At 60.4% G+C, this 19,212-nt stretch carries 18 protein-coding genes; 6 read left to right on the top strand and 12 right to left on the bottom strand.

Annotated features, from left to right (window positions below):
• Positions 1 to 96 precede the first annotated feature (96 nt).
• A complete protein-coding gene (locus tag ACAM_RS04270; RefSeq protein WP_022541587.1) occupies positions 97 to 1,746 on the top strand; it encodes a phytoene desaturase family protein in 1,650 nt (549 codons plus the stop codon).
• Here ACAM_RS04270 and ACAM_RS04265 read toward each other — a convergent pair.
• From ACAM_RS04265 to ACAM_RS04250, 4 genes are all read right to left on the bottom strand, one after another.
• A complete protein-coding gene (locus ACAM_RS04265) occupies positions 1,743 to 2,768 on the bottom strand; it encodes a M42 family metallopeptidase (protein ID WP_022541586.1) in 1,026 nt (341 codons plus the stop codon). The two genes, ACAM_RS04270 and ACAM_RS04265, sit on opposite strands and share 4 nt — an antisense overlap.
• 66 nt (positions 2,769 to 2,834) lie before the next feature.
• Complete coding sequence (locus ACAM_RS04260) at positions 2,835 to 3,146, bottom strand: antibiotic biosynthesis monooxygenase family protein (protein WP_022541585.1); 312 nt, start codon at positions 3,144 to 3,146, stop codon at positions 2,835 to 2,837.
• A 90-nt stretch (positions 3,147 to 3,236) separates the two neighbouring features.
• Positions 3,237 to 4,892, bottom strand: a complete 1,656-nt coding sequence (locus ACAM_RS04255) for a hydantoinase B/oxoprolinase family protein (protein WP_022541584.1) — start codon at positions 4,890 to 4,892, stop codon at positions 3,237 to 3,239.
• Positions 4,885 to 6,942: a hydantoinase/oxoprolinase family protein gene (locus ACAM_RS04250; RefSeq protein ID WP_148706418.1), complete on the bottom strand. Its 2,058-nt coding sequence runs from the start codon at positions 6,940 to 6,942 to the stop codon at positions 4,885 to 4,887. The genes ACAM_RS04255 and ACAM_RS04250 overlap by 8 nt, the downstream gene beginning before the upstream one ends.
• A 155-nt stretch (positions 6,943 to 7,097) precedes the next feature.
• Here ACAM_RS04250 and ACAM_RS04245 point away from each other — a divergent pair, with 155 nt between their 5' ends.
• Positions 7,098 to 8,249 carry a radical SAM protein gene (locus ACAM_RS04245; protein WP_022541581.1) on the top strand — a complete coding sequence of 384 codons (1,152 nt, stop codon included), beginning with the start codon at positions 7,098 to 7,100 and terminating at the stop codon, positions 8,247 to 8,249.
• A 43-nt stretch (positions 8,250 to 8,292) separates the two neighbouring features.
• Positions 8,293 to 8,889, top strand: coding sequence for a GNAT family N-acetyltransferase (locus tag ACAM_RS04240; RefSeq protein WP_022541580.1), 597 nt, complete (start codon positions 8,293 to 8,295; stop codon positions 8,887 to 8,889).
• Between the two features lie 101 nt (positions 8,890 to 8,990).
• On the opposite strand, the gene ACAM_RS04235 is transcribed toward ACAM_RS04240, so the two are convergent.
• Entirely contained in the window at positions 8,991 to 9,449 is a 459-nt protein-coding gene (locus ACAM_RS04235) for an OB-fold nucleic acid binding domain-containing protein (RefSeq protein WP_148706417.1), read from the bottom strand.
• Positions 9,450 to 9,656: 207 nt separating this feature from the next.
• Here ACAM_RS04235 and ACAM_RS08395 point away from each other — a divergent pair, with 207 nt between their 5' ends.
• A complete protein-coding gene (locus ACAM_RS08395; protein WP_022541578.1) occupies positions 9,657 to 9,827 on the top strand; it encodes a hypothetical protein in 171 nt (56 codons plus the stop codon).
• Between the two features lie 76 nt (positions 9,828 to 9,903).
• Here ACAM_RS08395 and ACAM_RS04230 read toward each other — a convergent pair whose 3' ends face one another.
• The 7 genes from ACAM_RS04230 to ACAM_RS04200 all read right to left on the bottom strand — a co-directional run bounded on the left by ACAM_RS04230 (position 9,904) and on the right by ACAM_RS04200 (position 16,158).
• Complete coding sequence (locus ACAM_RS04230) at positions 9,904 to 10,101, bottom strand: hypothetical protein (protein ID WP_022541577.1); 198 nt, start codon at positions 10,099 to 10,101, stop codon at positions 9,904 to 9,906.
• A gap of 20 nt (positions 10,102 to 10,121) precedes the next feature.
• Complete coding sequence (locus ACAM_RS04225; RefSeq protein ID WP_022541576.1) at positions 10,122 to 10,841, bottom strand: hypothetical protein; 720 nt, start codon at positions 10,839 to 10,841, stop codon at positions 10,122 to 10,124.
• On the bottom strand, positions 10,838 to 12,076 hold the full coding sequence (locus ACAM_RS04220; RefSeq protein ID WP_062662706.1) for a DUF58 domain-containing protein: 1,239 nt from the start codon (positions 12,074 to 12,076) through the stop codon (positions 10,838 to 10,840). Before ACAM_RS04220 ends, ACAM_RS04225 begins: the two co-directional genes overlap by 4 nt.
• Before the next feature lie 35 nt (positions 12,077 to 12,111).
• On the bottom strand, positions 12,112 to 13,032 hold the full coding sequence (locus tag ACAM_RS04215) for an AAA family ATPase (protein ID WP_022541574.1): 921 nt from the start codon (positions 13,030 to 13,032) through the stop codon (positions 12,112 to 12,114).
• Entirely contained in the window at positions 13,025 to 14,113 is a 1,089-nt protein-coding gene (locus ACAM_RS04210; protein ID WP_022541573.1) for an aminopeptidase, read from the bottom strand. The genes ACAM_RS04215 and ACAM_RS04210 overlap by 8 nt, the downstream gene beginning before the upstream one ends.
• On the bottom strand, positions 14,103 to 14,639 hold the full coding sequence (locus tag ACAM_RS04205; RefSeq protein ID WP_022541572.1) for a DUF4129 domain-containing protein: 537 nt from the start codon (positions 14,637 to 14,639) through the stop codon (positions 14,103 to 14,105). The genes ACAM_RS04210 and ACAM_RS04205 overlap by 11 nt, the downstream gene beginning before the upstream one ends.
• 73 nt (positions 14,640 to 14,712) lie before the next feature.
• Positions 14,713 to 16,158, bottom strand: coding sequence for a class I adenylate-forming enzyme family protein (locus ACAM_RS04200; protein ID WP_022541571.1), 1,446 nt, complete (start codon positions 16,156 to 16,158; stop codon positions 14,713 to 14,715).
• A 250-nt stretch (positions 16,159 to 16,408) separates the two neighbouring features.
• Between ACAM_RS04200 and ACAM_RS04195 the strand changes: the two genes are divergently transcribed.
• Entirely contained in the window at positions 16,409 to 17,254 is an 846-nt protein-coding gene (locus ACAM_RS04195) for an ABC transporter ATP-binding protein (RefSeq protein ID WP_022541570.1), read from the top strand.
• A 2-nt stretch (positions 17,255 to 17,256) separates the two neighbouring features.
• Positions 17,257 to 19,212, top strand: a complete 1,956-nt coding sequence (locus ACAM_RS04190; RefSeq protein WP_022541569.1) for an AMP-dependent synthetase/ligase — start codon at positions 17,257 to 17,259, stop codon at positions 19,210 to 19,212.

The raw sequence follows: 19,212 nt of genomic DNA, 5'->3' as shown, positions 1-19,212 counted from the left end.
TCCAACACAATTAACAGCTAGGGGCATTAAGAAGCCGCTGCCTCCACCTCAGGTTATCTACAGGGCTGGACCACGGTATTAACGTGGGCGGTAAGTTTGGGGGGCGAGAGAGTTTTCGACGTGGTTATAGTAGGTGGTGGCCACAACGGGCTGACGGCCGCCTCTATCCTAGCTAGGCGGGGCCTGAGTGTGGCCCTCCTCGAAGCCTCTGAACGGCTAGGAGGCCTCTCAGCCTCATACACCCCCTGGCCCGGCTTTACAGCGCCCCTCGGGGCCTACGTCCTCGGCCTCTACCCGAGGTGGCTCATGAGAGAGGCGGGTATCGAGGGGAGGATTCGGCTTCTGCCCAAGGAGCCCGGTATGACCGTGGTGCTGGGCGGTGGTAGGGCTCTGAGGGTTTACGGCGACGCGGGGAGGACCTCTAGGGAGTTCTCCCGGGTGTCCCCTGCGGACGGGCGGGCCTACCTAGGGTGGGCTAGGCTGTGGAGCGCCCTTGGGGTGCTGCTCGAGGAGATATACAGCCACCCTCCCCTCCATCCGCGCGAGGCTATCGAGCACGTTTACAGGGCCGCCAGGACGCCTTTGGTGGGCAGGATTGTGGAGGAGGCTCTCGAGGCTGCCCAGTGGATGCTGACGGCACCTGCATCCAGGATCCTGGGGGAGTGGTTTGAGAGCTGGGAGGCGCGTGCCGCGCTTGTCGAGGACGCCCTGGTAGGGGAGATGGCCGGGCCCTCGACGCCGGGCACGGGTATTGTGCTGGCCCACCACTACCTGGGAGTATCTACCGGCAGGAGGGGTGAGTGGGCGTACGTGCAGGGTGGCATGGGAAGGCTGGCCCTAGCTCTGGCCGAGGCCGCCGCCGGGGCTGGTGCCTCGGTTGAGGCGGGGTCCAGGGTTGAGGAGGTCATGGTTAGTGGTGGGAGGGCGGTTGGCGTGAGGACCTCGGACGGGAGGGTGTATAGGGCCAGGAGGGCGGTGGTCTGGGCGGCCAGCGTGAAAGCCCTCCCCGCCGTCGCAGAGCTTGAGAAGGGGCTGGCGAGGAGGATAAGGAGTCTGGAGTCGTCGGGGGCTTCCTCCAAGATAATACTGGCCGTGAAGGGCCCCCTAAGGCCCCGGAGGGAGTATAGCTGGCTAGGCGAGGACCTCTACAGGAGCAGCGTCGTAACCATGCCCGGCATGGAGTATGCCGAGAAGGCGTACGGCGACGCCCTGTCGCGTGGGGTCAGCAGGGAGCCCTGGCTCTCCATAAACGTGTTAAACCTGGTTGACCCCAGCCTCGCGCCAGAGGGGTGGAGCCTGGCTAGCATCTTCCTCCAGTACACGTGGAGGAGGGCTAGGAGGTGGGGAGAGGAGGATAGGGCTGAGGTCGGGGAGAGGGGGCTCCAGGTTCTGGAGGGGGTCTTCAGCCTACCCCGGGAGGGTGTCAGGAGCGAGGTCCTCACTCCCCGAGACTACGAGGCCCTCGGCAACCCCGGGGGGAGTATATTCCACATATCCATGAGGCTCGACCAGCTATACTCCTCCCGCCCGCTGCCCGAGGCGTCGGACTACAGGGTGCCGGGTGTAGAGGGCCTATACCTAGCCTCGGCGTCCAGCCACCCCGGAGGCGGGGTGTCAGGGCTGCCCGGCTGGCTGGCGGCCAGGAGGCTCCTAGAGGACCTCGGGGTTGAGAGGCCGAGGAGGCTTAGCCTCGAAAAACTGGCTGTCAAGATGGCGCGCTCCGCCCGAGAGATACTCGGCCCCTAGCCCAGCCTCCCCGGCAGGTGTTCAAGGAGCCTGAGGGCGCCCTCAAGGTCGCTTAGGTAGAGGACCTCGGCTGTGCTGTGAGTGTACTTCAAGGGAATCCCTAGGGCCGCACTGGGCACTCCAGCCCTCTGGAAGGCCGCCGCGTCCGTCGTGCCGCCAGCCGTGGCGTACTGCAGCCCTAAGCCAGCGCTCCTAGCCGCCTCCTCCAGGAGCTCGACCAGCCAGCGCGGTGTTATATGCTGGTTGTCCATAGCCCTAACCACCGGCCCCCCACCCGGCCTGGTGTGGCCTGTCACCGCGGGGTGGCAGCAGGCCATGGTGTCTACGGCCAGGAAGGCCCTGGGCTTCAGCCTGGAGGCCACGTAGCTGGCCCCCCGGAGCCCTACCTCCTCCTGGACAGTCCAGGCCAGGGCAAGGCCCTCCGCCTCCACGCCCCCCTCGGCCACCCTCCTGGCCAGCTCGAGGAGGAGGGCGACTCCCGCCCTGTCGTCGAACCCGCGGGAGGCGACCGCCCGGCCGCCGGCTAGTATGCTCCAGTGCTTCTTAAACACGGCTGGCTGTAGAGGCTTCACCCCCAGCTCCTCAGCCTCGGACCTGGACTGCACGCCAATGTCTATCCTTAGCTCGTGCCATCGCAGAGGCTTCTCGGCATCGGCCCGGTCGAGCTGGAGGTGGGGTGGGGTTATGCCTATAACCCCCTCTATCCTCGCTCCCCCGTCTAGCAGGATCTCGACGTGCTGGCCCGGGAGGACCCTGTCGTCTATACCGCCCAGCTTTCTGAAGGACAGCAGGCCGTCATCCCCGGCGCCCGTTATTAGGAAGCCCAGCTCGTCCATATGCGCGGCCGCCAGGAGCCTCGGCTCCCCGCCTGAGGGGTTGACCACAACGTTTCCAAGCTCGTCGACAACAGGGTCAAGCCCGAGCTCCCTAAGCCTGTAGACCACTACGCTCCTTACCAGGTCCTCATACCCGCTCGGCCCTGGTGTAAAAACCAGCTCCCTTAGAGTATCCAGCAGGCTCAAGACGATGCACCGGGTATAGAGTGTGCATATGGAGGGTTATACAGCGCTGTCTAAAGGCAAGTATGTTCAGCCTTTGCACACGAAATCGAGGACCTCGTACTCCACCCCTTCCGAGCTGGTACCAGCTAGCCGCCTTCTCCGAGCCCTCTTATGCGCCTCCTCGAACTCCCTACTCTCCACCCACTTCTCAAAATACTCCTTAGACTCCCAGACCGTGATTACCACGACCTCAAGCCTCTCCCTGTTCGCGAGGACCTGGAGTGATCTGAAGCCCTCTCTCCCCTCCACAAGGCCTGCCCTATCCCTGAAAGATTCAACGACCTTCTCAAAAGCCTCAGGCGTCTCCGCCCTAATGTAGTTAACAATTGCGTAAGCCATCGCGGGCCACCAGGGTATTTAGCTGGGCCGGCGGGTCTAAAATCGTGCTGCTAGACCATGGTGTTGAGGATCGGTAACAATGCTCTCCGCCTACAGGGCGTTGGTACGGTGGCAGTAGCTTTGGGCTGCCTTCTCCTCCGACACCTTCCCCTCTCTAAGATCCCTCTCGATAAGGCCCCTATCCCTCCCGCAGGGGTCTCCATAGCCTCCGCCACCGGGCGTTTGTATATACACTGTGTCACCCTCTACAATCTCAACCGTAGACATACACCCCAGATCCATCCTTGACCCGTCCCTCCTTACCAGGTAGTGTCCAGCGGGCTCTCCTGGAGACCCGCCCTCAAGCCCCCACGGCCTCGACCTGCATCTCTGGGCGTATACTGTCAGTGTCGCCTTGCCCCCTGTGAGCTTGAAGGCCCTAACGACGCCTAGGCCCCCCCTCCACCTCCCGGGGCCCTCGCTGTCCCTCCTCAGCTCGTATTTGACGAAGAGAACGGGATACTCCGCCTCCATCCTCTCGATGGGCGTGTTTAGAGTGTTAGTCATGTTTGTCTGCACACCGTCGTAGCCGTCCCTAACAGGCCTCGCCCCCTCACCACATGCAACAGTCTCGTAGAAGGCCCAGCCAGGTCCTCCCAGCATAACGTTAGTCATGCTGCCGCAGCTAGCCGCCGGGACCCTGCCCGGCAGGGCCCTCGCCAGAGCCCTGAACACAACATCGGCTATCCTCTGGCTCGTCTCCGTATTCCCCCCGCTAACTGGTGCAGGCTTGACAGGGTTGACTATCGTCCCCTCGGGGGCTATAACCTTGACCACCCGGAAGAAGCCTTGGTTAACCGGCATATCCGGGTCTATAACCGCCTTTAAGGCGAAGGAGGTAGCGGCGGCGGTCACCCCGTATACGGCGTTAATCGGCTCATCCACCTGGGGCGACGAGCCTGTGAAGTCCACCTCAACCCCACCACCCAGTATGGTGAGCCTTGCCTTGACGACAGCCTCCCCCCTCGATAGCTCTAGGATATCGCTAGCCTCCCAGGACCCCGTCACACCTAGGCTTTCAACCCTCCTCCTAGTATACTCCTCCGTGTAGCTTAGGATCTCGTCCCACGCCTCAAGCAGCGCTCGGGGAGAATATTTTTCCGCCAGCTCCCTAATCCTCCGTTCTCCAACGTTCAGAGCCGCTATCTGGGCCTTGAGGTCGCCCTTGAAGTAGCGGGGGGTTCTAACGTTCCCAGCCAGCAGCCGCACTAGCCCTGAGTCTAGCCTGCCCCGCCTGGCCAGTTTTACAGGGGGGATGACGACTCCCTCCTGAATAAGCTCCTTGACACTCCCCCCAACGCTACCCGGGTTGAGGCCCCCCACGTCTACATGGTGGGCCTTGTTAGCAACTATAGCTACAGGCTCGCCGCCATGGTAAACCGGTTTAAGGAGGGTCACGTCGTTCAAGTGGGTGCCGGATATGTAGGGGTCGTTTACTATTACTATGTCGCCCGGCTCTAGAGCCTCCCCAGCCTTTTCCAGATGCTTGACCGTCGACTTCACGCCGATAGCCATGCTCCCGATATGGACGGGGATGTGCTCCGCCTGGGCCACTAGGTCGCCGCTGGGCGTGAGCACGGCGCAGGTATGATCCATCCTATCCTTAATGTTAGGGCTGTAAGAGGTGTTCCTCAACACGATACCCATCTCCTCGCTCGCGTAGATTGCAGCGTGCCGGATAACCTCTACAGTAACCTTGTCAACCACCGCTCCCCACCTTCATCACGATCGAGCCCAGTCTATCCACGAACGCGCTCCAGCCCGGTGGGATGACTATGGTGGAGTCCGGCGCCTCCACCACGGCGGGCCCATCTAGCCGCGAGCCAACGCCCAGGTCCTCTAAACGGTAAACACTCGACTCCATCCACCTACCGCTGAAGAACACGCCGCGGCTGCCCGCCGGCTCAGCCTCGCCAGAACCCCCCTTTCCCGGCGCCCTAAAAACAGGTTTATCCGTAACCCCCACGGCCTCCAGCCTGGCAACAACTATCTCGACCTCCTCCTCGGGGCTGCTGAAGCCGTATCTGGCCTCGTGAATCCCGTGGAAGTCCTTGACCGCGTCGGCAACGCTACCCCTGTATGGGACCCTCAGGGTATATGCTTGACCCCAATACTTCATCTCGAGGAGCCTCGTGTAGGACCTCCTATCGCCGGGCACGCCCTCCCCGTCTAGAACCCGCCTTGCCCTCTCCTCGAGCATGCCGAAAACCCTCTCCAGCTCCTCCTCAGAGACTCTCCCAGCAGGTTTAGCTATCCCAGCATGGAAACTATGCCTGTAGTCGGCTACCAGCAGTCCCAGAGCGCTGAACACACCTGGGGCTGGGGGGACGATAACCCTTCTAACACCGAGCTCCTCAGCCAGCTCGGCGGCGTGCATCGGACCTGCACCGCCGAAGGCGTACATAGTGAATTCCCGGGGGTCGTGTCCCCTCTCCACAGTCACGAGGCTTATAGCCCTCGACATTATCGTGTTGGCCAGCTTAACTATAGCCCATGCAGCCTCCACCACGTCCATCCCCAGGGGGTCCGCAACATGTTTCTCAACGGCTTTCACAGCTAGCTCCAGGTCGAGCCTGAGCCCCCCGGCCAGCCTCCCGGGCAGCCTGCCGAGAATCAGGTTGGCGTCGGTGACCGTGGGCTTGACCCCTCCCCTCCCATAGCAGGCGGGGCCCGGGTCGGCTCCAGCGCTTGCAGGCCCAACCCTTAAGCCCCCGCCCGGGTCTACCCAGGCGATGGTGCCCCCGCCCGCGCTCACCTCCGCCAGGTCTACGTGGGGGTACCTGACGGGGTAGCCGCTCCCCCTCACGGTCTTCCCCATGTGTACCTTACCTCCCACCTCGTAGACGTCAACCAGCTCGGGCTCACCGCCTATGATGCTTGAGGCCTTAGCCGTCGTCCCTCCCATGTCGAAGCCTATGGCCTTATCGACGGCCTGAAGCCTCGAGAAGTAGGCTACGGCCACTGCTCCAGCGCTGGGCCCGCTCTCGATGAAAGCTGCTGGCCTATCAACAGCCTCCTCAACACTAGCCACCCCGCCGTTGCTCTGCATAACCAGCAGTACACCCCTGAACCCTCTATCGCGAAGGCTCACCAGCATCTCCTCAAGATAGCTCGAGAGGACGGGCTTGAGGACCGCGTTGACGAGGGCTGTGCTAGTCCTCTCATACTCCATAGGTTGAGGGTCTACCTCGTGGCCCGTCACAACATAGGCCCCGGGGCACTCCCGCCTGACCGCCTCCGCGGCAAGCCTCTCATGGTGGGGGTTGCGGTAGCTGTGGAGGAATGAGATGGCGTAGACCCTTACCCCCTCCCTGCAGAGGCGCGGGGCCCAGTATCTAACCGTCTCCAGGTCGAGAGGCTCGATCTCACTCCCGTCAGGCCCTATCCTGCCCCTAACACCTATTCTCAGGTCCCTGGGGGCCAGTGGTGAGGGCTTCTCGTAGAGGAGGTTGTACAGGCTGGGCCTGTTCTGCCTGCCAATCTCCACTATGTCCCTGAAACCCTCGTTCGTAAAGAGGGCGACCTTCGGCGGCTCGAGGCCGACCTGCCCTAGGAACATGTTGGTGCCTATGGTGGTGGCGTGGACGAGGACCTCGACATCACCCGGGCTATCCACAGCCGCAGAGAGCCCCTTCACGACCCCCTCGACAGGCCTTCTAGGTGTGGTGGGGACTTTGTGGACCCTCAGCCCCCCGTCATACACTACAACATCTGTAAAGGTGCCTCCAACATCGATCCCAACCCTAAGCCGGGGCATGACATGCCAGCCGGGGTATATAGAATAGCCTGGGATCACATATATCACGCTGGAGGCCTCAGGCCTGCGCAGCCGATGATGTCTACTCCCGACAACGACGAGCCGGAGGGATGAGTTGAAGGCATTTGGCTGAGGCGCCTGGGGGTGGCTGTCCTGTGGATGGCGTCAATAGCCTTGTGGATGCTGTTTACGCTAAGGAGGCTATCGTCGAGGAGCTCAGGCGTAGGGTCGGCGAGGAGGGGTTTAGGAGGGCCTCAAGGGACTGGCATGCGCGGAGGAGGCCTATACCATGTGGGATGACGGTGCATACCGGAGTTGGCTGCAGCTACGGCTGCCTATACTGTTATATATACGATATGGGCTTCACTGGCAAGCCCCAGCCCTACCCCCTGTCTGGGGAGGAGCTAGCTCTAGCCCTCGCCCTAAACCCGTACGTAGCCCCAGGCCCCAGGGGGACTCTGCTCGCGTTCGGCAGCGTTACAGAGCCTTTCATGAGGGAGACGGCCTGGCGCGCTATAGAGTATCTCGAGTCCACGAGGAGGTGGCTAGGCAACCCTCAGCAGGTTTCCACTAAGACGGGTCTGAAGGGCAGGCTGCTCGAGAAGTTTGTTGAGGCGGCTGATCCCCGGATAGACGTTCTAGTATCCATGACTACGCTGAGGCTCTGGAAAGCCCTCGAGCCCGGTGCCTCCCCGCCTGAGGAGAGGATGGAGTTCATGAGGAGGCTCGTGGAGGCTGGTTTGAGCGCTACACTCTTCCTCAGACCTATAATACCCGGGGTGACGGACAGGGAGGCGGAGGACATACTCTCCCGGGCTGCTTACGCGGGAGTAGACAAGGTGGTCCTGGGTACCCTACGTGTTGCAGAGGGGATACTGCGCCGGCTGAGGGCCTCGGGGGCCGTCGATATGGGGGAGATAGAGAGGCGGCTGGCCCGCTGGCCGAGGAGGGGAGAGCAGCTGCCCATATACTCGAGGGACCTTAAGGAGAAGATAGCGTTGAAGGCGAGAGAGATAGGGTTTAAAGTCCTCCCCGCGAGCTGCAGCGCCAACATAGAGAGCCACCGGCAGGGTTGCGCGGCCTGCAGGCTAGGCCCCTGCGGGGACCTATCCAGGCTCCCCCCTGCTAGCGATAGGGAGGTAGCCCGCCTCCTAGAAGCCCTCGGCCTCAAGCCCCTCAAGGTCTCGGTGAAGGGTCTCACGGTCGAGGCTGCCATCCGGGGTGGTAGGAGGGAGGCTGAGATAGCCTCCTACTGGATTATAGGCCTCCTCCGCCGGTCTCCCAGGGTTAAGGCGGTTAGAAGCTAATACACTCTAAGACACAACAGATTCCACTAAGGAGGCGCTCCCATTGCAGCCCCAGTCCTCACATCACACCCAGGAGGCGTGCCCCCTCTGCGGTGAAGAGTTCGGCACTGTCACCCTCAGAGGCGGCCGCCGAGTCAGGATACGCGGGCTCTGCCCCGGGGACAAGGAAAAGCTCCTCCGCTTCTACAATAGCCTCTCGGAGGAGACGATCTACACGAGATTCTTCGCGGTCGTTAGGTACTTCGACCCCTACATAGAAAGGCTGCTCAGCGACAGGTGCACGCTAGTTATAGTGGCCGAGGACCTAGAGACAGGCGATATTGTAGGTATGGCTGAGAGCTTTGTGGACGAGAAGACTGGAGCAGCTGAAGGGGGTATAATAGTTAGGGAGGACTACCAGGGCCACGGCCTCGGCTCCGCCCTCGCCAGAGTAATGATATCAGTACTCAAGCTGGCGGGCGTCAGGAAGCTCTATGGCTACGTCCTCTCAGACAACCAGAGGGCCATAACACTGGCGAGAAAGCTTGGGGCTAGAACGTTGCGAGAGCAGCCAGGGCTAGTCAGGGTTGAAGTCGACGTAGAGGCCGCGGCCCGCAGAATAGCCCCGTCGACAGGGGAGAAGAGACGTGGGGAGAGATGATGCCTCCCCGACGAGACTACAGAAAGTTCAAAAATAGGGTCAAAGTATCTCGTCCTTTATCCTCAACTGTATGCTAGGTGGAGGAAGGTTTCTAACCTAGGCTAGAACCTCCTCCTACCGCCGCCCCTGCGGGGCTGGTAGCCACCGCCTCTGAAGCCTCCGAAGCCGCCTCCCCTATACGGCTGCCTCTGGCCGAAGCCCCTATACTGGGCTTCCGGCATCTCTTCGGGTATGTCGCTGGCCTGCGGCACCTCGTCAGACTCCACCCTCTCTATTGTAGACTCCCTGCCGACGTTAACCTGGACCTTACCCCTGTAGCTGGTGGTCCATGCTCCCTCTATCTTAACGGCCTCACCCTCTTTAAGCGTGCCCGCATGGCTACCCCAGAGGGTCACCTTAACTCTCCCGCTCTCATCGCCTATGACGGCTTCACTCAGGGTCGCAGGCCCTCTCTTGGTCTCAACCATCTTCGGTTCTCCCGCCTCTAGGACACGGCCGGAGATCGAGATGTTCCTAAGACCCTCCTTAAGATCCATAATTCGGGTTCTATCTCCTTCCAACGCTCCTCATGCTCCACTCAGGCAGGTGTCGCCAGGCCTTTTATATCTGTCCTCCCCCGTATTACGCATGCTAAGCCATATAGTCGGGCGTCTCGCGGACGGGCTGAAGGACGCGGGGGTATTACACTGGGGTAGACTTCATAACAGAATACCGGCCGCTAAAGCTTAAATAACACTTAGTCTATATATAAATCACGGTGCTGAAAGATGCCCAAGAAGGAGAAGATAAAGTTCTTCGACCTAGTCGCTAAGAAGTACTACGAGACCGACAACTACGAAGTAGAAATAAAGGAGACAAAGAGGGGCAAGTTCAGGTTCGCCAAGGCAAAGAGCCCCTACACCGGCAAGGTCTTCTATAGAGTGCTAGGGAAAGCCTAGCGGAGACGCCTGCAAAGCAGGAGAGGCACCTTCAATCATACACTCATACACATTGTTTTTATCCAAACATACCCCACTACTCCCTCATCATCATATCAGCCCCTAGGCTCACGAGAACAAGGCCTATCGCGGCTGATAGGAGGCTGGCGGCGATGCTCCCCTGGTAGATGGTGTAGACGCTCACCCCGAAGAAGAATATGCCCGAGACTGCTAGAACAAGGCCGCCGAGGAAGGATCTCCTGGAAACGGTTTGCCCGAGTATCCTGCCAGCCACTTTCCACACCACCCGGGGGTTTAGTGCTGGAGCAGAGAGTTTATTCTCTCGACCGCCACGCCATAGTCCACAGCCCCGGCAAGCCCTGCTAGAGCCCCGAGTGTGAGGCTAGCTAACGCCGCAGTCTCGACGCCAAGCCTACGCCACGTCACTAGTGTAACAGCCCCTATTAGGATAGCAGCGGGATAACTGCCCGCCGCTGCCAGCAGCACCGGGTAGAGGGATAGCAGCGCTGCTCCCAGCCTCCTGAGGGTTGGGGGCGTGAGTGTCAGCTGCCTTATTATCCAGGCTATCTGCCATGCTGGAGAGCTCCTCCCCCGGCCAGCCATAACTAACGCCGCGGCAAGAGCGCCTGTGATTGCCCAGAGGTAGATAGCCCTCCATGATATGTAGTCCGCCCTCAGGCTTGAAAGCCACGCAACCCCCGCTAGGAGTGTGGCTATTGCTGCCGCAGGCGCCAGCTTGAGGGACCCAGGGCGGCCTAGGGCTAGAGAGGCCACGCCGCCCAGGACCATAATAGCTCCCGCTCTGGCGCCAGCAGCATAGGCGGCTAGCCCCAGGAGAACCGCCGAGAGCCCCCCAGCCTCGCTAGAGCCGGCTAGCCTGGCTAAAGCTAGCGCTAGCCCCGTGGAGAGCGCTATAGTGGCCGAGGCCAGGAGCCCCATTGTGGCGTAGGCAGCTGCAGCCGCCGCCGCGCCAAAGGCGAGAACCGCCATATCCCCCCGGATATCCTCCCTCAAGGGCTATACACCTCCAGAGTCTTAAGGAGTTTAATGCTGGACTCCAGCCACCCGCCAGCAACCACCCTCCTACCTCCAACAGCCTCCGCTTCACGGAGGGCTCCAGCCCTTACAAGCCTCTCCTCTGGAGAGCTTCCTGTCGGTGTCATGAGTGCGTAGAGGATGAGAGGAGTTGGTGGCCGGGGAGACTCCTCCACCCTCTTCACAAGCCAGGCTAGGTTGACCCCCGGGCCAGTGACGAGTATGAGGGGCCTCCGGGGCCTCATTGAGGATGCTTTACGGGCACAGCTAGCCAGCCCTTCCGTGGAGCGGCCGTGACCCTCCTGGAGCCTCGAGAGCACTGTGGCGAGGGAGGCTGTGTCCATAGCCCCCCTGGCCTCGAAGCAGCTCCACCCGTTAAAGAGGAAGACCGAGGCTGAGCCGCCTGACTCCCAAGCTAGCGACGCGAGGGCGAGTGTCAGCCTGGCGGCGTGGTCTATCGGAGAGGCTAGCGGCCCGCCTATCCACATCTCGCCGCTGGCGTCCAGAACGATTGTCATGTTGAGCCTAGTCTCCATTGCAGTCTCCCTGACGACCAGCGTCCCCGCCCTGGCTGTTGATGGCCAGTGTATCAGGCGGGGATCATCACCGGGCTGGTACTCCCTAAGCTCCAGGAACTCGTAGCCTAGGGGCCACCTCCTGTTGACCGGCTTCGAATAGCCAGTCAGGGCGGCTAGCCTAAGCCTAACCTGCTCTAAAGCCCTCCGGCTAGGAGCCGCCTGCAGCAGCACAGGGAGGGAGTGTCTAACGCTCGCCACCGCAAGCTCTCCGGGGGCTTTGGCGTAGACTTCAACCTCAGACCACCTGTGGCTGCCCACTGAGGGCCTGACCTCGTACCACGCCTCAACAACCCCGCCCGGTGTCGATTCGACTAAAGCCTCGGGCTCCCCCACGACGACAACCCGCCTCGGCGGGGAGTCCCTCACAACAGTCCCTCGGGGGAGGCCGTGTGGCGCCTCAACCCTGAAGGCTATCCTCACCCTAGCCCCCTCCACCGCCTTGATATGGCCCGTGGCCCTAGAGACCCGGGCTCGGCTTAGGAGTGTGTGAATACGCTTGGAGTATAGCATGGAGAGGCCTAGGGCGAGGATGCCCAGGAGGCTAGAGGCGAGGAGCATTGGGTCTCCCGTGGCCAGAGCCCCGGCTGAGGATATGCCCGACGCCAGCAGAAGGCTCCAGCCCCTCCTGGTGAGCATCACCGGCAACCCGGCCTGACCCCCCGGCTTTCATGTTAGGGTGTCTCGACGGAGGAGAGTATGTCCTCTACAACCGACTCAGGCCTGACCCCCTCCAGCTTGGCCTCTGTAGTGAGGATGAGCCTGTGGGGGAGTGCAGCCTTCGCCGCCTCCTTGACATGGTCGGGGATGACGTAGCCAAGCCCGTCTAGCAGGGCTAGGCCTCGGGAGAGCATCATTATAGAGAGGGCTGCCCTGGGTGAGCCTCCTAGCTGGACGGCTGGGTGTTTGTGGGTCTCCTCAACAATCCTCGCTATATACAGCTTTACGTTTCTGTCTACGTGGATCTTCCACACAGCCTCCTGAGCCGCCACTATGTCCTCGGGCCTCGCGACGGGCTCCACAGGGAACTCTGTTATACTCCTATACCTATCCATAATCTCTACTAGCTCCTCGGGCGACGGATGCCCCACTACGACGCGGGCCATGAATCGGTCTAGTTGTGCTTCTGGTAGTGGGTAGACTCCCTCGAGCTCTATGGGGTTCATTGTGGCGAGTACTATGAAGGGGTTGGGGAGCCTGTGGGTCTCACCCCAAACAGTAACCTGCCCCTCCTGCATAGCCTCCAAGAAAGCACTCTGGGTACGAGGGTTAGCACGGTTAACCTCATCAGCAAGAACAACATTAGCAAAAACAGGACCACGCCTAAAAACGAACTCTCCAGTCCTCTGGTCGTACACCATAGTACCTATGACATCGCTCGGCAGCATGTCAGGGGTGAACTGGATCCTGGAGAACCTGAGGCCAGTGGCCCTGGCTATGGCCCTAGCCATAGTGGTCTTAGCTACGCCCGGTACGCCCTCCAGCAGAACGTGACCCCGGGCGGTGAGAGCGGCCAGCACTAGCCTTATCTCCCGCTGCTTCCCGACTATAACCTTGGAAACCTCCTCGCTAATGCGCGAGAAAACCTTATCCACCCTTAACACCCAGAACCCTATAAGCCCTTTCGAGTAGGAGGCGCCTAAGAGGCCTTATCCTCAAGGCAGGCCCCAGGGCTAGGCACAGCCTCAGGAGGCGGTCCCTCCTAGCGGCCTCGTGGAGGGCGTAGAGGGCTAGCTTCTCCAACGCCTCATCACCAACACCCCTCTCCAGAGGCCTCCACGGTCTAGCCAGCGCCGCTATGACGGTTGAGAAGACTATTATGGACGCTAGGGTTGCATACTGATTTATACTCCACATTGAGGATAATGCTCTCGACGGCACTGCCGCCAGCCCGGCGAGGGCCTGGCCATACCTGAAGTATATTGGGAGCCCCTTATAGTGGGCGTCGTCGAACACCACAACATCCCCGGGCTCAACGAGCAGGCTGAGCAGGCCGAGGCAGAGGCTCCTGTTGCCATCGCCCAGCCACGGCGGGGGGTCTAGCATGAAGTTGGCACACATGCTCGAGTCGGCCACCACCAAAGCATTGAAGCCGCCTCTCTCAACCTTAACAGCTAGAACCCTGTCCTCCTCCAACCCTCTGGAGGTGCAGAGGGGCTCGCCTCCGCCATCCACCTCTATGAAGCTCGGCTTAGACGCTAGACCAGCCCCGAGGGGGCCGCAGTCGACCTCAACTATATACTGCCACCCCCCGGAGGCGCCGGGCCTAACCAGCTCCTCCCCCGAAATCCTCACCCCAGCCATCCTCTCGAGAAGCCAGTTGGAGACTATGGTCTCGTCCATCACGAGCATCTTTAGCCTGCCCTGGGATGCCAGTCGGCTTAACACCTGGTATTCCTCATACGTGAATGGCTTGTCGGGGGCTATTACGACGTAAACTATCGACCCCCCTCTATCCGCCGCCAGCCCATCCAACTCCTCAATACTCCTGATAAGCATCGCGCCGTAGGACTCCCTAGCGGCCTCGTAGAACTCGCTGGCCCCGTAGACTGAGGGGTTCGATGGTGAAGTGGAGGTATAGATCCTCAACTCCCCCCTCATGGCCGCGTCCACGGCAGCCCCAGAGAGGACCAGCCCTGTTATGAGTGTGAATAGGAGGATTGCTCTAGCCCTCATCCCTGGCCAGCCTCCAGGCCCTCCTCACCATCTCCTCGCTCGGCTCGCCCGGGGCGTAAACGCCAGAGTAATAAAGCTCTACAAGCTCCCGCGCTCTGACGCCTGAGGCCTCAGCCTCTTCCGCAGCCTCCCTAGGCGTCATAGACCTTGCTATCCTAGCCCCCCGCGACAGGGCCTTCTCATACATAGCCTCGAGCGCTAGACGGAGGCTCCTCTTCCTACCCGGGTAGAAGTAGCTCCAAGCCCTCCTCAACCCGCCAACAACAGCCGCAGGGGAGAACCCGGCCACCCTCCTCCCCCCGCTGGCGCCGCCCAGGAGGACGACGGCCATGAAGAGTATGGCGACGATGGCTGCGATGTACAGGAGGCCTGCTCCAGAGGCTTCAGGGCTACCGACGTTTACGTAAGGAATCGTGACTACCCCTGTGTAGGTAGCTCCGCCACCGCCCTCGCCGACGGGGGCAGGGGCTGCCGTGGTTTCTAGAGGCGGGAGGGGTATGACGTGCCTAGCCTCGGGCGGTATCAACGGCTATATCCCATGATGCCTCCTTCCAGTATGAAGGGTAAATATTTGGAGTCTCGTGGGGGGGGTACTGCGCTTACCTGTAACCCTCTATATCTACCCGCCTTATCTTCTTGTAGAATGAGACCCTCCTGTTAACGTACTCCATAAGCTCCTCTGGCGATGCTGTGGAGCCCGCTCTAAGTACTACCCTGGCGACGGGTATTTGGCCCACATCCCCGGCGGGCTCGCCCCACACCCTAGCCTCGACGACGTCGGGGTGAGACTCAAGTATGACCTCCAGATCCCTGGCAAGTATGGCGTAGCCCTTATACTTGATTATCCTCTTCCTGACCCCCCGGAAGAACATGAGACCCTGTCCGGTGACCTCTATTATGTCACCCGTCCTCAGCCACCCGTCGACAAAAGCCTTGGAGTTCTCCTCTTCAAACTCGTAACCCTTCATAACCCAGGGTGCCTGGGCCAGCAGCTCCCCGACTCCTGGGGGAGGCTTTACGCCTCCGTCTTCGGCCAGGAGGGAAATATCGACACCGGGGAGAGGCACCCCGATAGTGCCCTCAACCCCCCCAATGCCGGGCGTCTGGAAAGTTAGTATTAGGCTCTCGCTCATGCCGTAGGCCTGGAGCAGTGGGGTGCCCGCCTCGCTGCCAAACCTCTTCTGCAGCTCTGGCGGGAGAGGAGCTCCAGCGGAGACCGCCAGCCTTAGGCCTCCAGCGGCGCCCTGCTCCAGCAGCTGCTGGAACATGAGGGGGACGCCAGCAAGGTAGTTCACAGCCCCCTTTGATATGAGCTCCCCCGCCAGCTTCGGGTTCCACTTCTGCATTGCTACCACGACGGCCCCCTGGATGAGAGGGGCTATGAGAGATGCCTGCAGGCCCAGGACGTGGGTGAAGGGTGTGGCCAGCAGGCTAACCGTGTCCCTGTCTATTCCAGCTGTGCCCGCGAAAACCTTAGACCCCATCCAGAGGCCGAGGTGGGTGTGTATGGCCTGCATGGTCCTCCCGGCTATACCTGCATAGTATATCGAGAACGAGTCGTCCTCAGGCCCTACATCCCCCTCAAGCGTCACGGAGCTCGAGAGGACCTCGCCGAGGCCCAGTGACTCTACACCCTCAACCTCGAGGGGCTGGGGGTTGTTGGAGAGCTCCACCACAGTCTTTATATTATCTATCCTCGCCACGGCCTCCCTATTCCTCTCCAGGAAGCTCCTGCTTGCAGCCAGAGTCTCCAGCCCCCCACGCCCCTCCAACTGCCAAACCAGGTCCTCGCCCACAGTCAGAGGGTCTATTAAGACGAGCCTAGCGCCCGAGGCCAGGACGGCGAGGGAGAAGGCTATAGCCTCTACGAGGTTCTCAGAGGCTACAGCCACCTGGGCTCCAAGCCCAGCCCCCCTGGACTGGAGCCAGCCCCCAACCCTCTCTATAAAGGAGGCAAGGCTCCTCCAGGTGTAGCAGTAGCCTGTCTCCGCCTGGATAAGGGCGCAGCCCTCTCGGGATGACCTCTTGAATATCTCCTCATGCACAGGAGTGAACCTGGCTCTAAGGGCGTCGATATCCCGGGGAGCGTAGGGGGGCCAGAACTCCTCCCAGGGCTTGGTGGGCGAGGTTTAACACCATAAACCGGTGCCGGGGTATGGGGGATAAACTTTCCCAGTCTTAATGAAGTATATACAAGGCTTGAACAGGCTATCCAGATGGTGCATTTACATCACTAGAAACCCTCATTATTTCCCGCCTAAAGATCCTATCCCACTATCGGGGGACAACGCAACATTGTCCTCTCCATCTACCGTCGAGAAATACAAGTTCGATAGGGTGTGGGACTACGGAGAGCTGTACACTAGGCCCAGGCAGATTGGAAAGCCAGTTCTCTGGACGGAGGGTATAACACTCAGGTTCGGCGGCGTGACCGCGCTAGATGGCGTGAGCGTAGAGGTTAGGCGGGGGGAAATTCTGGGTATTATAGGCCCCAACGGGGCTGGCAAGACCAGCCTCCTAAACGTTATAACAGGCGTCTACAAACCACAGAAGGGAAAGGTGTACTTTAAAGGTAGGGATATAACTGGGCTTAGGCCCCACCAGCGCACGCTACTAGGCATATCAAGGACCTTCCAACACAGCGAGTTATTCCACGGCATGACAGTCCTTGAGAATATCATGGTTAGGCTCCACCCCTGGACCCGGGGAAGCATTATAGAGAAGGCGCTCTGGGCCTTCAGAGCTAAAAGGTGGGAGGTGGAGGCTAGGGAGAGGGCCGAGCATGTCATCGACCTGCTCGACCTCCACAAGTACAGACACAGCCCGATAGGCTCACTCCCCCCGGGCATACAGAAGAAGGTCGACCTGGCGGGCGCCCTTGCCCAGAACCCGGAGGTGGTGCTGATGGATGAGCCTATGGCTGGGCTCTCGAAGGAGGAGAAGGAGGATATCGTCAGGGCGGTGATCGAGACGAGCGAGACGATGCACACCACCATGGTCCTTATAGAGCATGACATGGAGGTTGTCACAGATATATGTGACAGGGTGGTGGTGATGGACTATGGCAAGGTCATATTCGAGGGTCCCCCGCACGAGGCTGTGGCCGATGAGAGGGTGAGGAAGGCGTACCTGGGTGAGTAGCTGTGGAGGCCCGCAGCGTGGAGAGGCAGCGCGAGAAGCCTTGGGAGGGAGAGATCTACGAGTCCACCTTCCCCTGGCTACTCGAGTGGAGGGCCAAAACACAGCCGGACAGGGTTGCATTCAGGTGGAAGAGGTATGGGATCTGGAGGAGGTATACCTGGCGTGACTACTACACGAGGGTGGCCTACGCGGCACTAGCCCTGGAGAGCCTCGGCCTCGGCCCGGGGGAGACAGGTGCTTTCATAACGTTCAACAGGCCCTCCTGGGTGATATACGAGGTCGGCGTCCAGCTCCTGGGAGGCAGGGCCATGGGGATATACCGGGACAGCCTGAGCGACGAGGTGGGCTACCTACTCGACGCGGGTGATGCAAAGTTCGTGATGGTAGAGGGTCAGGAGCAGCTTGACAGGGTGCTGGAGTCTGGCGTTGATGTTGATAAGATAATTATTGATGAGGCCAAGGGGCTGCACCAGTACCGGGGGATGGTCGGCTCGAAAATAGTCACGTTCGGCGACATCATGAGGATGGGGAAGAAGCTCTACCTTGACGGGGGCGACCAGAGGGTTAGGAAGCTGATGGGCGAGCTGGAGCCGGACATGGTGTGCGGGTTATTCACAACAAGCGGCACAACAGGGCTGCCGAAGCTGGCCATGATATCGTTCAAGAACATGCTGGCCATGGCTCACCAGCTTAACCTCGTTGACCCCGTCAGCGGGGACTGGGAGTACGTCTCCTTCCTGCCCACAGCGTGGATTGGGGAGCAAATGATGAGCATCCCCTACCACATGATAGGGGGGTTCAAGGTTAACTTCCCGGAGACTCCCCACACGCTGTGGAGGGACTTCAGAGAGATCGCCCCCCACTTCATGTTCTCGCCGCCTAGGATATGGGAGAGGATAGCCAAGGATATTATGGCGAGGATAGACGATGCAGACCCTCTCAAGAGGGCGGCCTTCAGGCTGGCGTACAAGATCGGCTACGAGGCGGCTAGGAGGCGGCTTGTTAAGGGGCGAAGCAGGCCGCCCGCAGCGTGGAGGATCCTATACTTCATAGCCTACTGGCTGGCCCTTAGAGCCGTGCTGGATAAGGCCGGGCTCAAGAGGATTGTGAGGGCTTACACGGGCGGGGCTATGATAGGCGAGGACTACGTGATGTTCTACCACTCCCTCGGGGTGAACCTTAAGCAGATATACGGTCAGACCGAGGTTGCGGGTATAGCCGTCGTCCACCCCGACGACGATGTTAGGCCCGACACCGTCGGTAAGCCGCTGCCCCTCACGGAGGTTAGGATAAGCGAGGACGGCGAGATACTTATGAGGAGCCCGGCTATGATGAAGGGTTACTACAAAAACGAGGAGGCCACGGCAAAGACCATAGTAGATGGGTGGCTCAGGACTGGCGACGTGGGTGTGATAACTGAGGACGGCCACCTCAAGGTTCTGGATAGAGCTAAGGAGATAATAGTCCTCTCCGACGGAACCAGAGTGGCCCCCCAGGTTATTCAGAACAAGCTGAAGTTCAGCCCGTACATAGGAGAGGCGGCTATAGTGGGCTCTGGAAAACCCTACCTAGCCGCCCTAGTAAACATAGACTTCGAGATAGTGTCGAGGTGGGCGGAGAGGAGGAGGATACCCTTCACGAGCTACTCAGACCTTTCGCAGAAGCCTGAGGTCCTCCAGCTACTCAAGAGGGAGATAGAGAAGGTTAACAGGAGGCTCCCGGAGAAGGAGAGGATCAGGAGGTTCGTGAGCCTCTTCAAGGAGTTCCACCCTGACGACGAGGAGATGACTAGAACCAGGAAGCTCCGGAGGATGGTTATAGAGTCCAGGTATGCCGGCCTTATAGAAGCCATATACAGAGGGGACGAGGAGTATGAGCTCACGGTAACTATGAAGCTTGAGGACGGGAGGAGGGTCCAGGTGACTAGGAGGGTCAAGATTATAGACGTCGAGGTGTGA

The sequence above is a fragment of the Aeropyrum camini SY1 = JCM 12091 genome, from assembly GCF_000591035.1.
Lineage (GTDB): Archaea > Thermoproteota > Thermoprotei_A > Sulfolobales > Acidilobaceae > Aeropyrum > Aeropyrum camini.
The sequence above is the reverse complement of the archived record's forward strand: the minus strand, read 5'-3'. Positions and strand labels throughout refer to the sequence as shown.

What these genes read in the sequence shown, in the direction of transcription:
- ACAM_RS04260 (WP_022541585.1), bottom strand. Translation starts at nt 3,146, where the DNA reads ATGGCTTACGCAATTGTTAACTACATTAGGGCGGAGACGCCTGAGGCT.
- ACAM_RS04250 (WP_148706418.1), bottom strand. Translation starts at nt 6,942, where the DNA reads ATGCCCCGGCTTAGGGTTGGGATCGATGTTGGAGGCACCTTTACAGAT.
- ACAM_RS08395 (WP_022541578.1), top strand. Translation starts at nt 9,657, where the DNA reads ATGCCCAAGAAGGAGAAGATAAAGTTCTTCGACCTAGTCGCTAAGAAG.
- ACAM_RS04220 (WP_062662706.1), bottom strand. Translation starts at nt 12,076, where the DNA reads ATGCTCACCAGGAGGGGCTGGAGCCTTCTGCTGGCGTCGGGCATATCC.
- ACAM_RS04210 (WP_022541573.1), bottom strand. Translation starts at nt 14,113, where the DNA reads ATGAGGGCTAGAGCAATCCTCCTATTCACACTCATAACAGGGCTGGTC.